Source organism: Arthrobacter sp. Y3225209 (assembly GCF_059090685.1).
Map to the genome: position 1 here is coordinate 29,139 of NZ_JBNHFW010000031.1, position 11,485 is coordinate 40,623.

11 protein-coding genes and 3 tRNA genes are annotated in these 11,485 nt (G+C 64.5%); 5 read left to right on the top strand and 9 right to left on the bottom strand.

The features are described 5' to 3' along the window. Nucleotides 1-7: 7 nt before the first annotated feature. The gene (locus tag AC5RVB_RS14595; RefSeq protein ID WP_494143021.1) at nucleotides 8-517 is read left to right on the top strand and encodes a tetratricopeptide repeat protein; all 510 of its coding nucleotides are present in this window, start codon (nucleotides 8-10) and stop codon (nucleotides 515-517) included. Nucleotides 518-604: 87 nt separating this feature from the next. On the opposite strand, the gene AC5RVB_RS14600 is transcribed toward AC5RVB_RS14595, so the two are convergent. The 5 genes from AC5RVB_RS14600 to bcp form a co-directional block, all read right to left on the bottom strand. Continuing rightward, nucleotides 605-1,549 (bottom strand): ABC transporter permease, encoded by a 945-nt coding sequence (locus AC5RVB_RS14600; RefSeq protein WP_423723746.1) that lies wholly within the window; start codon nucleotides 1,547-1,549, stop codon nucleotides 605-607. Continuing rightward, nucleotides 1,546-2,550: an ABC transporter permease gene (locus AC5RVB_RS14605; RefSeq protein ID WP_227903293.1), complete on the bottom strand. Its 1,005-nt coding sequence runs from the start codon at nucleotides 2,548-2,550 to the stop codon at nucleotides 1,546-1,548. The genes AC5RVB_RS14600 and AC5RVB_RS14605 overlap by 4 nt, the downstream gene beginning before the upstream one ends. Before the next feature lie 102 nt (nucleotides 2,551-2,652). Further along, on the bottom strand, nucleotides 2,653-4,347 hold the full coding sequence (locus AC5RVB_RS14610; RefSeq protein WP_494143016.1) for an ABC transporter substrate-binding protein: 1,695 nt from the start codon (nucleotides 4,345-4,347) through the stop codon (nucleotides 2,653-2,655). A 239-nt stretch (nucleotides 4,348-4,586) separates the two neighbouring features. Next, nucleotides 4,587-4,671, bottom strand: a tRNA-Leu gene (locus AC5RVB_RS14615). Between the two features lie 57 nt (nucleotides 4,672-4,728). Then, nucleotides 4,729-5,196 (bottom strand): thioredoxin-dependent thiol peroxidase, encoded by a 468-nt coding sequence (gene bcp / locus AC5RVB_RS14620; RefSeq protein ID WP_227903291.1) that lies wholly within the window; start codon nucleotides 5,194-5,196, stop codon nucleotides 4,729-4,731. A 149-nt stretch (nucleotides 5,197-5,345) separates the two neighbouring features. Between bcp and AC5RVB_RS14625 the strand changes: the two genes are divergently transcribed. Then, a complete protein-coding gene (locus AC5RVB_RS14625; protein WP_227903290.1) occupies nucleotides 5,346-5,852 on the top strand; it encodes a MarR family winged helix-turn-helix transcriptional regulator in 507 nt (168 codons plus the stop codon). A gap of 88 nt (nucleotides 5,853-5,940) precedes the next feature. Further along, on the top strand, nucleotides 5,941-7,113 hold the full coding sequence (locus tag AC5RVB_RS14630; protein WP_494143017.1) for an RtcB family protein: 1,173 nt from the start codon (nucleotides 5,941-5,943) through the stop codon (nucleotides 7,111-7,113). 78 nt (nucleotides 7,114-7,191) lie between these two features. Here the strand turns inward: AC5RVB_RS14630 and AC5RVB_RS14635 are convergent. The 3 genes from AC5RVB_RS14635 to AC5RVB_RS14645 all read right to left on the bottom strand — a co-directional run bounded on the left by AC5RVB_RS14635 (nucleotide 7,192) and on the right by AC5RVB_RS14645 (nucleotide 7,957). Then, nucleotides 7,192-7,264, bottom strand: a tRNA-Lys gene (locus AC5RVB_RS14635). Between the two features lie 175 nt (nucleotides 7,265-7,439). Beyond that, a tRNA-Lys gene (locus tag AC5RVB_RS14640) sits at nucleotides 7,440-7,515 on the bottom strand. Between the two features lie 115 nt (nucleotides 7,516-7,630). Then, complete coding sequence (locus AC5RVB_RS14645) at nucleotides 7,631-7,957, bottom strand: hypothetical protein (RefSeq protein ID WP_494143018.1); 327 nt, start codon at nucleotides 7,955-7,957, stop codon at nucleotides 7,631-7,633. 101 nt (nucleotides 7,958-8,058) lie between these two features. Here AC5RVB_RS14645 and AC5RVB_RS14650 point away from each other — a divergent pair, with 101 nt between their 5' ends. Next, nucleotides 8,059-9,015 carry a 2-hydroxyacid dehydrogenase gene (locus AC5RVB_RS14650; protein WP_227903287.1) on the top strand — a complete coding sequence of 319 codons (957 nt, stop codon included), beginning with the start codon at nucleotides 8,059-8,061 and terminating at the stop codon, nucleotides 9,013-9,015. A gap of 55 nt (nucleotides 9,016-9,070) precedes the next feature. Here AC5RVB_RS14650 and AC5RVB_RS14655 read toward each other — a convergent pair whose 3' ends face one another. Continuing rightward, nucleotides 9,071-9,526 (bottom strand): hypothetical protein, encoded by a 456-nt coding sequence (locus tag AC5RVB_RS14655; protein WP_227903286.1) that lies wholly within the window; start codon nucleotides 9,524-9,526, stop codon nucleotides 9,071-9,073. A gap of 148 nt (nucleotides 9,527-9,674) precedes the next feature. On the opposite strand from AC5RVB_RS14655, the gene ilvD reads away from it, so the two are divergent. Beyond that, entirely contained in the window at nucleotides 9,675-11,378 is a 1,704-nt protein-coding gene (gene ilvD / locus AC5RVB_RS14660) for a dihydroxy-acid dehydratase (protein ID WP_494143019.1), read from the top strand. The last annotated feature ends 107 nt before the right edge of the window (nucleotides 11,379-11,485 follow it).

The following is an 11,485-nucleotide window of genomic DNA, read 5'->3' on the forward strand; positions in this document are numbered from 1 at the left end:
GGAGGACCTGGACGGTGCCCTGGAAGCCGAGCTGGACGGGTTGTTCGCGGCCCGGGACCGGGCGGACATGGCGCCGACCATTACCGCCCTTCTGGGCGTACTGCGGCGGCACCCGGGCAACGCCCGGGTCCTCTATGAGGTCGGCGGGGCGCATGACACCGCCGGGCGGGAGGAGGAAGCCGCCGGGTACTACGAACAGGCCCTGGCGGCAGGCCTCTCGGGGGACGTATTGCGCAGGTGCTGCCTTCAGTACGGCAGCACCCTGCGGAACCTGGGGCGCATGGAGGAGTCCCTGGCCGTTTTTGCCCGTGCCCGGCAGGAGTTTCCCGGCTCGGTGTCGCTGGGGGTCTTCGAGGCCCTGACCCTGCACGCAGCAGGCCGCGCGGACCGTGCCCTGGCCGGCCTGCTGTTCCTGATGGCCGAGCATGTCGATTCCCCGGAACTGCAGCGGTATGTGCCGGCCATCCGGGGAAACGCCGAGTACCTCGTGTCGCTCGACGAAAAACCGCCCCATTAAGAAGAACCGCCCATTAAAAAGGGAAGGTCCCCTCGAGCGGGAGGGGACCTTCCCTTTTAATACCCGGGACCGGCCCGGCGCGTGCTGTTACTTGCGCCGGGTCTTTGGATCCAGAGCTTCACGCAGTGACTCACCCAGCAGGGTGAAGCCAAGCGCGGTAATGGCGATGCAAATGCCGGGCAGGAACGCCAGCTGCGGGGCTACGGCCAGTTCAGCCTGGGCGTAGGTAAGCATCCGGCCCCACTCGGCGGTCTGCGGCAGTCCGCCGCCGAGGCCGAGGAAGGACAGGGCTGCGGCGTCAATGACGGCCGTTGCCAGCGTCAGCGTGGCCTGCACAATCAGCGGACCCGTGCTGTTGGGCAGCAGGTGGCTCATGGTGATGGTCCGCCGGCTCAGGCCGAGGGTCTGCGCGGAGAGGATGTAGTCCGCGCTGCGCTGGGAAATCATCGACGAACGCAGCAGGCGGGCGAAGATCGGCACCTGGGAAACGCCGATGGCGATCATGATCGCCATGGAGCTTTGGCCCATCAGCGCGGCAATGCTTACTGCGAGCAGCAGGTTCGGCACGGAGAGCAGGATGTCCACAAAACGCATGATAACGCTGTCCACCCAGCCGCCCAGGCCGCCGGCAATGACGCCCAGGAGCATTCCGCCCAGCAGGCCGAGTGCCGTGGAGACCACGCCGATGATCAGCGATGCCCGGGCGCCCCAGATGAGCTTGGAGAGCACGTCTCCGCCGAAGCGGTCCAGGCCCAGCGGATATCCGTCGATATCACCTGGTCCCGGAATGCTGGTAGGCGTGATTTCGGTCCGGCCGGGCAAGTCATTGCCGCCGTACGGGGCCAGCAGCGGGGCAAGAATGGCCACGAGGACAAACAGGCCAACAATGACGGCACCGGCAATAGCGGCCGGGTTGCGGCGCAGCCTGCGGAAGGCATCCTTCCACATGCCGCTTCCGGTGGCCGGCTTGGCGGTGGGTGCGCCTTCGGGAAGAACGGACCCGCCCGCGGCGGGAGGCAGAGTAGTACTCACTGGACACGCACCCTAGGATCGATGAAGCCATAGGACACATCAACCAGCAGGTTGATAAGTGAATACGCTATGGCGATAAAGACGATGAAGCCCTGCAGGACGGGATAGTCGAGGGCGAAAATGGCATCCCGCAGGAACCGGCCTATACCGCTGAACGCGAAGACTGTCTCGGTGAGCACCGCCCCCGAGATCAGGAGCCCGGTCTGCAGGCCGATGGTGGTGGTCACCGGCAGCATGGCGTTGCGCAGGACAAACCGGCCGCGGATGGTTTTTTCCATCAGGCCCTTGGCCCGGGCGGTACGGACGTAGTCGGCACCCTGGACTTCCAGGACTGAAGCACGCGTAATACGCACGATGATCGCCAGCGGGATGGTACCCAGGGCAATGGCCGGAAGCACCAGGTGCATAATGGCGTCCCAGGAGGCGTCCCATTCCCGGGTCAGTAAACCGTCGAGCACATAAAAGTCCGTCACATGGGTGGCGTTGATACGCGGATCCTGGCGTCCGTCGGTGGGGAACCAGCCGAGCTGAATGGCCAGTACCCATTTGAGGATGAAGGCGAGGAAGAACACCGGAACGGTGATTCCGATCAGGGACAGGACCACCGAGCCGTGGTCCCAGAAGCGGCCGTAATGCCGGGCTGCCAGGTAGCCGAGGGGAATGCCGATGCCGATCGCGAAGATCAGGGCTACGACCGCCAGTTCCACGGTGGCCGGGAAGCGTGTGGCGAATTCCTCCAGGACGGGGCGGCCGGTGACGATGGACGTGCCGAAATCGCCCTGCAGGAGCTTCCCCACGTAAGTGAAGTACTGCTCGATCAGGGGGCGGTCGAATCCGTAGGCCTTATTGATGTTGGCGATGGCTTCAGGTGAGGCCTTATCGCCGAGCAGGGCGGTGGCCGGCCCGCCGGGCAGGTTGCGCACCCACAGGAACAGCAGGATGGAGAGGCCTATCAGGGTGGGAATCAGCATAAGCAGGCGTTTGCCGATGACTCGTAGCACGAGCGTCCTTTCCCAGCCGTGGGAGCTGGAGGATCTGGTGGGGAAAAAGACTGGAACACGCATAAAGGCCGGGGACCGCTGGGGTCCCCGGCCTTCGCTGCGCTACTTGTTGAGCTTGATCTGGTTGAACACTTCGTCATTCACGGGGCTGGCCGGGTAGGAATCCACCCGCTCAGAGAACGCGAGCGACGGCGCCGGGTGGGCCAGCGGTACTGCCGGCACGAACTGGGCGATGTCTTCATTGATCTGCTCGTAGAGCGGGGTCTGCTCTTCGAGCTTGGACACCTGGCGAGCTTCTTCCAGTGAGGCGAAGATTTCCGGGTTGTTGAAGCCGAATTCGGGCTTCTCCTGGCCGAAGAACACGCCAACAAAGTTGTCGGTGTCGTTGTAGTCGCCGGTCCAGCCCAGCAGGTGCAGGCCGTGATCGGGTCCGGCCTGGACCCGGTCAAGGTAGTCCGGGGACCACTTGTTCGGCAGCGGGTTGACCTTGATGCCTACCTCGCCCAGCTGGGCGCTGAGGTTGGTGAATACCTGCTCCGGGGTGGGCATGTACGGACGGGAGACGCCGGTGGGGTAGTTGAAGTCGATGGTGAAACCGTCAGGGTAACCGGCTTCGGCCAGGAGCGACTTGGCCTTCTCGGGATCGTATTCGTAGGTGGTGACGTCCTCGTTGTAGCCGTTGACTACCTCGGGGATGAACTGCGTGGCCACCTTGGTGCCTTCGGGAAGGGTCTGGGAGACCAGGGCGTCCTTGTCGATGGCGTGGGAGATGGCCTGGCGGACCTTTACATCAGCCAGTTCCGGTACCTGCTGGTTCATGCCCAGGTAAAGGATGGTGAAGGGATCCCGGGGGACAACCTTGAAACCGGCCGCGGCCAGGGATTCGGTGTCAGCCGGTGCCACCAGGTCGTAGCCGTCAATGTCGCCGGATTCCAGCGACTGGCGGCGGGCCTGCGGATCATCGATCACGCGGAAGATGATGTCGGTGACCTGGGCTTCTTCCCCGCCCCAGTAATCCTCGTTCAGGGAAAGCGTCAGCTGGCTGCCGACATCCCACTTATCGAACTTGTACGGCCCGGTGCCGGTGGGGTGGTTCTTGGCATATTCGGTCAGCTCGGGAGCCTCAGCGGTGCCCGAGGATTCGTTGGCGCCGAATTCCTCCATGGCAGCAGGGCTCTGCATCGAGAAAGCCGGCAGGGACAGGGCGGCGACGAACCCGGCGAACGGCTTGTTCAGGGTAATAACGGCCTCGGTATCCGAGGGCGCCTCGCAGGACTTGTACGTAGCCGTTTCGGGGGAATCCGAGAAGCCCTTGAAGAGCATGCCGTAGTAGTACGCCTGGCTTTCCGCCTGCTGGATGCCGCTGAAGTTGTACCAGCGCTCGAAGTTGGCGCAGACGGCTTCGGCGTTGAAGTCGGTGCCGTCATGGAACGTGACGCCTTCTTCAAGGTCAAAGGTGTAGGTCATGCCGTCTTCGGAGTTTTCCCACGACTTGGCCAGCAGCGGTGCCGGGTCAGCCGTTCCGGGCTCCACGCCCACCAGCCCTTCGAAGATCTGGCGGCTGACGCGGAAGGACTCGCCGTCGGAGGCGAAAGCGGGGTCCAGGGACTTGGGGTCCGAGGACGCGGCGAAAACGAAGGTGCCGTCAACGTCGCCGGAGTTGCCGGCGTCGCCTTCTTCACGGTTGCTTTGGGCACAGCCGGAGAGCACAAGAGCGCTCAGGGCCAGGCCTGCGGTCAGGGCGGACGCGCGTTTCTTCGCGGAACGGCCTTTCCGGACTCTGTCTGCTGGGAACATATTCGGTACTCCTCTAGGGCGGGTAAACGCTAAGGCGAGTGTTGCCTGCGGCCGGCATACCGGCCGAATGTGTCCTCGGACACAAACGTATGGACAGAGCCTAATGGCGAAGTGTTTCTGTTACGTGAAATACGACACCCCCGGCGCGGTCACGATTTGGTCACGCCTTTGCAGTTCGGGTGCGGCAGGGCTGGCGGAGGGCAGCAAAAAAGCCCCGGTCCGAAGACCGGGGCTTTTGCTGGTGCGCGAGGAGGGACTTGAACCCACACGTCCGAAGACACTGGAACCTAAATCCAGCGCGTCTGCCAATTTCGCCACTCGCGCGTGGTCGCCGGCCTGCCGCAGGCGCGGCCGGGAAACCAGCCTCCAGTGTACCCGAGGTTAATCGAGCCCCAGATCACGGCGCAGCTTGGAAACATGTCCGGTGGCTTTGACGTTGTACTGGGCGAGGGAAACCTTTCCCTCGGGATCCACCACCACCGTTGACCTGATCAGACCCTCGTAGGTGCGGCCATAGTTCTTTTTCTCGCCCCAGGCGCCGTACGCTTCGGCGACGGCGTGGTCCTCGTCGGAGAGCAGCGGGAAGTTCAGCCCCTCGGAGTCGGCGAACTTCGCCAGCTTATCCACCGGGTCGGGTGAGATGCCCAGGACGGTGTAGCCGGCGCTCTTGAGGCTGTTCAGGTTGTCGCGGAAATCGCACGCCTCGGTAGTGCAGCCGGGAGTGGCGGCGGCAGGGTAGAAGTACACAATGGTGTTGCTGCCGCGCATATCGGCCAGCGAGACGGTGCTTCCGTCGGAGGCGGACAGGGTGAAATCCGGTGCTGTTTCGGCCGGGCTGAGGCGGGGCATTGTGTCTCTCCTAAGATCTAGATTTCGTGTTCGGTGCGTCCGAACGCGACATTCCAACGCAGGGTGGCTATCCTAGTCTGTGGATCCGCGCGTTATCAGCAAACTGACTGTTACTGCGAGTCCGAAGCCGAGAGGAAGAGTTTTATTTTATGCCGGATATGGAGCGTTGGCCCACCGGTCGCCTGCTGTCTACAGCAGCACGCCTCGTAGAGCACGCCTGGAATGAACGTTTGGTCAGCATCGGACTGACCCATGCAGGTGTCATCGCGTTGGGTGTTCTGGAGACGCAGGGACCAATGACACAGGCACGTCTGGCGCAGCTGGTGCGTGTTCAGGCGCAGACCATGGGGAAAACCCTGGCACGCCTTGAAGCCCACGGCCACGTGACGCGCGTACGCAATGACCTGGACAAGCGCAGTCACATGGTGACCATTACTGCTCAGGGCAAAGAAGCACTGACCGAGGCCCAGAACATTGAGCGGACGCTGCTCGATGACGGTGAGCTTATGTCCGAGGACCTGCGGAGCCAGCTGCGCAAGGTGATCAGAGAGCTGGGCAGCCCGCGCTGGCAGGTTGCGGTGGATGTCCCCGGGCTTCCCCTCCCGCCCGGCGCCGGCCTGGAGATTATTCCCGAGGCCGCAGCCGAGAGCCGCTGACTCCACGGGCACCTATGTTTATAGGAGGCACATCCGCCGGATGTGCCTCCTTTGCTTTAAGCCGTAGCCCTGATCCGGAAGGCGGTTCATGGAACAGAGAATCAGCGAAAAGTACCTGAACTTTGCCAGTGTCATTGACGAGGCAACGCTGGCACAGAACAGGCTGACCGCTCAGATGCCGTTTATCTATCCGCACCTGGCCTCCATGCCGGACGCGCATCTGGGCAAGGGCGCGGCCGTGGGATCCGTTATCCCTGCACTGGGTGCTGTCATTCCGGCCGCCGTCGGCGTCGATATCGGCTGCGGCATGATTGCGGTCCGGACCGGACACCGGGCTTCGGACATAGCGGGCCTGGACCGCCGGAAACTGCGGGAGGCCATTGAACGGGCCGTTCCGCTTTCCGCCGGACATAACAACAAGGTCCTCACCGCATCCGCCGGGATCCGGACAGGGGAACTGGCCGACGACGCCGCCGCGGCCGGGTTTGATCCTGCAGCTTATCTCCGGGACTGGCGCCTGCAGCTGGGCAGCCTCGGCTCCGGCAACCACTTCATCGAGGTATCCCTGGACGAGGAAGGGTCGGTCTGGCTGTTCCTGCACTCGGGATCCCGCGGGGTGGGAAACAAAATCGCACAGCGGCACATCAAGGCTGCACAGACCTACTGCACCGGACGCTCCATTGAGCTGCCCGACCGGGACCTTGCCTACCTGGAGGAAAGCACCCCGGAGTTTGACCGCTACATAGCGGAACTGATGTGGGCGCAGAAATTCGCCCTCCTGAACCGGGAGGAAATGATGGACCGCGTCCTGGCGTGCTTCGGTGCGTGGACGGGGGAGCGGGTGCTGGAGCGGGAGCGGATCAACTGCCACCACAATTACACGGAAGTGGAAGAACACTACGGCAGGAAGGTCTGGCTCTCACGCAAGGGCGCCATTGACGCCTCGCCCGGCCGTGCCGGCCTGATCCCCGGCTCCATGGGCACGGCGTCGTACGTGGTGGAAGGCAAGGGCTATGCTCCGTCCCTGAACTCGGCCCCGCACGGAGCGGGCCGGCAGTTTTCGCGCACCCGGGCGCGCAGGACGTTCAGCCGGGACCAGCTGCGGGAGGCCATGGCCGGCATTGAATACCGTGACACTGCCGCCTTCATTGACGAAATCCCGGCTGCGTACAAGGACATCGATACGGTGATGGCGGATGCGGAGGACCTGGTGTCGGTACGGCACGTGCTGCGGCAGATCGTGAGCGTAAAAGGCGACTAGGGTTCGGCACCCGGCGCCGGACAACAGAAAACCCCGCCTGGCCGGGCACTGGGCCTGGCCGGACGGGGTTTCTCGCTGTGCACCCCCCGGGACTTGAACCCGGAACCCATTGATTAAGAGTCAATTGCTCTGCCAATTGAGCTAGAGGTGCATCTTCACAGAGACGAACTCGCTGCGCCGTGAAGCGCGGTTCGATCTCCGCAACGACATGAAACACTACCACGTCCTGACCCGGAGCGCGAAACCGCCGCAGACCTCGGGACAGCAGTGGCGAAGCACAAAAAACCCCGCCCGTTCAGGCGAATAACCTGATCGGACGGGGCAGTTGGTGCACCCCCCGGGACTTGAACCCGGAACCCATTGATTAAGAGTCAATTGCTCTGCCAATTGAGCTAGAGGTGCGCATTCGATGCCGTGTAAACCGCGGATATTCCTCCGTGGCTGCATCAGCAACGACATGAAACACTACCAGCAGTTTTGCCGAAGAATGAAATCCGGACCCGTTTTGTGGGCTGTTTCACTTGGATTCGTGGCCCCGGGCAGTCCGGTTGCAGGGGAGGATAACCAGTTCGCCGGGATTCCCGTCCCAATCCGAGCCGTTATCCACCACCCAGGTCCGGGCCGGCAGGTTCGAGGCGGGATCCCCGGTGGTCACGGTGGTGACCGGGGGTGCACCGTCGTTTGCCGCCGCCGGTGCGGTCCGTTCGGCTTCCGGACCGGGGGCGGGGCCCGCGGCCATCTGCACCGCGCCGTGTGCCAGCAGCATGCGCAGCCGGCGGGCCGTCCAAACGGTGGCGGCTGATCCGAGTCCAAGGGCGGTGAAAAGAACCGATTTCCGAGCCACGGGGCCTCCTTCGGTCGGCGGAAGGCACAATTCGACGTTACGGCCGGTGGCCGGCCGTGTCCATAGCCGGTGATGAAGGGCATCCGGCTAGGCTGGCACGCATGGCCGACGTCGAATCCCGCCCCGTACGTGTGCTCACCGTTCCCAGCGCTGAACTGCTCTCCGCCCTGCAGCCCCTGCCGGAGGGAATCCGCGCGGTGCTCTGGGATCTGGACGGTGAGCCCGAGGGTGCGGAGTACTCGGAGATTGACGCCGTGGTCTTTCCCTACCTTCCGGGCAACTACGGTGCCGCACTGTCCCGGGTTCCGGACCTTGCCCTGCTCCAGGCACAGTCCACCGGGTATGACGGCCTGCCCGAACTGGTGGAACCGGGCACTGCCATTGCCAGCGCCGCAGGCGTGCACGCCGCTGCCACGGCTGAAATGGCACTCACGCTGATGCTCGCGTCCCAACGGGGAATCGACGAGGCCGTCCGGGCACAGTCAGAGGGACGCTGGGAAGCCATTCGCTGGCCCGGACTGGCGGACCGCCGGGTACTGCTGGTGGGCGTCGGCGGCATCGGGAATGAGATTGCTGCCCGCCTTCGGCCCTTCGAGGTTGAACTGACCCGGGTGGGCCGGAGCGCACGCACTGATGAGGACGGGAAGGTTCACGGCACCGACGAACTGATCGACCTCGCTGCGGGCGCGGACATCCTGGTGGTGATCACGCCCCTGAACGGCCAGACCCGGCACCTCGTGGATGCCCGCGTGCTGGCGGCACTGCCGGACGGCGCCCTCGTAGTGAACGTGGCACGCGGGGCGGTGGTGGACAGTGAAGCACTGACCAAGGAGGTGTCCTCCGGCCGGCTGCGGGCCGCCCTGGATGTTTTTGATCCTGAACCCATGCCCTCGGACCATCCGCTCCGAAGTGCGCCGGGAGCCATCATCACCCCGCACTGGGGCGGGAACACGGGAGCCTTCCAGCCGCGGATCGAGGCCTTTTTGCGTAAGCAGGTCGCCTTGCTGGCTCAGGGCCGGGAACCAATGAACCTGGTCCGGCGCGGTCCGTGGGAATAGCTTCCGAAGATCCGGTCCGCGGGCAGCGGACCGCAGCCGGTCAGTGGTCGCGGTGCTACGCGAGGTCCAGGTAGGACTGTACAAATGAACGGAAATCGGTCCAGTCAGCAGCCTGCTCCAGCAGGGTGGATGAGCCTTCGGCCGGGAGCGCGGCCTGCGGAAGGACGCTGAAGCGGAAGATGCGTCCGGTGTTGGTGCCCACCTCGTACGCATCCGTGCCGAGTTCATCAGTGTGGGACAGATTCGTAGTGTTGATGGCTGTGGGTGCTTCAAGCGCCGCGAGGGAGTCGACGTCGAACGGGGCAAAGACCAGTTCCGCCGGGCGCCAGCGGTAGCCCAGCACATAAAACCCGGTCTCGCCGTCGAGCCCCGGGGTGGCGCAGACCAGGTTGTAGTCACCGTAATTCGGAATCTGGGTTTCGAAGACGCGGCGGAGGACGAGCTTGAGCTGATCGCTGGCTCCCGTATCCGCCTGGGCGTCCGGACTGCTGGATTCTCTATCCGATGTCATTTCCCCAGTCTATGAACACGCTCCCCCTATCCGGGAACCCCGCCCCGGCGGGTGCCGGGAACTTCATCTCCTGTTCACGGGCCGTAACAAGGGGAGCACGCGCCCGTCACAGAGCGAACGCCGCCGGCTTAAGTCCTAGGATTTAGCTATGAGCGTGGAAAATACACCGGATATCAAGCCCCGCAGCCGTGTCGTCACGGACGGGATTCATGCAGCACCCGCCCGCGGTATGTTCCGAGCCGTCGGTATGGGCGACGATGATTTCGCCAAACCGCAGATCGGCATCGCCAGTTCCTGGAACGAAATCACCCCCTGCAACCTCTCCCTGAACCGGCTGGCCCAGGGCGCCAAGGAAGGCGTCCATGCCGGCGGCGGGTTCCCCATGCAGTTCGGAACCATCTCCGTTTCGGACGGCATCTCCATGGGCCATGAAGGCATGCATTTCTCCCTGGTCTCCCGCGAAGTCATTGCCGACTCCGTGGAAACCGTGATGATGGCCGAGCGTCTCGACGGCTCGGTGCTCCTGGCCGGCTGCGACAAGTCCCTGCCGGGCATGCTGATGGCCGCAGCGCGCCTGGATCTCTCCAGCGTTTTCCTCTACGCGGGTTCCATCATGCCCGGCTTCGCCAAGATGGAAGACGGCACCGAGCGTGAAGTCACCCTTATTGACGCCTTCGAAGCCGTCGGCGCCTGCGCCGCGGGAAAGATGAGCCTCAAGGACCTGGACACCATTGAGCGTGCCATCTGCCCGGGTGAAGGTGCCTGCGGCGGCATGTACACGGCGAACACCATGGCCTGCATCGGCGAGGCGCTGGGCATGTCCCTGCCAGGTTCCGCCGCACCGCCCTCGGCCGACCGCCGCCGTGACGAATTCGCCCGCAAATCCGGCGAAGCCGTGGTCAACCTGCTGCGCAAGGGCATCACCGCCCGGGACATCATGACCAAGAAGGCCTTCGAAAACGCCATCGCGGTCACCATGGCCTTCGGCGGCTCCACAAACGCGGTCCTGCATCTGCTCGCCATCGCCCGCGAGGCTGAAGTGGACCTCACGCTGGACGACTTCAACCGCATCGGCGACAAGATCCCGCACCTGGGGGACCTGAAGCCGTTCGGCCGCTACGTGATGTTCGACGTCGACAAGATCGGCGGCGTGCCGGTGATCATGAAGGCACTGCTCGACGCCGGCCTGATTCACGGCGACTGCCTCACCGTCACCGGCAAGACCGTCGCGGAGAACCTCGCATCGATCAATCCGCCGGATCCGGACGGCAAGGTGCTCCGCGCCATGGACAACCCCATCCACAAGACCGGCGGCATCACAGTGCTGAAGGGCTCCATGGCTCCCGAAGGCGCCGTCGTTAAGTCAGCCGGCTTCGACGCGGACGTCTTCGAGGGTACCGCCCGCGTCTTCGAACGCGAACAGGGCGCCCTGGATGCCCTGGACGCCGGACAGATCCACGCCGGCGACGTCGTCGTGATCCGCTACGAAGGCCCCAAGGGCGGCCCGGGCATGCGCGAGATGCTCGCCATCACCGGTGCCATCAAGGGCGCCGGCCTGGGCAAGGATGTCCTGCTGCTCACCGACGGCCGGTTCTCCGGCGGCACCACAGGCCTGTGCATCGGCCACGTGGCGCCGGAAGCGGTCGACGGCGGTCCCATCGCCTTCGTGAAGGACGGCGACCGGATCCGCGTGGACATTGCCGCCCGCAGCTTCGATCTGCTGGTGGAGCCGGAGGAGCTCGAGGCCCGCAAGGTCGGCTGGCAGCCGCTGCCGGCCAAGTTCACCAAGGGTGTCCTGGCCAAGTACGCCAAGATGGTCAACTCCGCCTCCACGGGCGCTTATTGCGGCTGATAGGCCTCCCCGGTGGTGGGGGGGGGGGGGGGCGGGGCCCCCCGGGGCCGGGGGCGGGGGGGCCGGGGGATTACCCGGCCCCGGCGGGGGGGGGGGGGGCCCGGGGG

Bases quoted from the DNA above. Each gene is read 5' to 3' on its own strand.
- AC5RVB_RS14650 (WP_227903287.1), top strand. From the start codon at position 8,059: ATGGCCGACGTCGAATCCCGCCCCGTACGTGTGCTCACCGTTCCCAGC.
- AC5RVB_RS14630 (WP_494143017.1), top strand. From the start codon at position 5,941: ATGGAACAGAGAATCAGCGAAAAGTACCTGAACTTTGCCAGTGTCATT.
- AC5RVB_RS14625 (WP_227903290.1), top strand. From the start codon at position 5,346: ATGCCGGATATGGAGCGTTGGCCCACCGGTCGCCTGCTGTCTACAGCA.
- AC5RVB_RS14610 (WP_494143016.1), bottom strand. From the start codon at position 4,347: ATGTTCCCAGCAGACAGAGTCCGGAAAGGCCGTTCCGCGAAGAAACGC.
- ilvD (WP_494143019.1), top strand. From the start codon at position 9,675: ATGAGCGTGGAAAATACACCGGATATCAAGCCCCGCAGCCGTGTCGTC.
- AC5RVB_RS14655 (WP_227903286.1), bottom strand. From the start codon at position 9,526: ATGACATCGGATAGAGAATCCAGCAGTCCGGACGCCCAGGCGGATACG.
- bcp (WP_227903291.1), bottom strand. From the start codon at position 5,196: ATGCCCCGCCTCAGCCCGGCCGAAACAGCACCGGATTTCACCCTGTCC.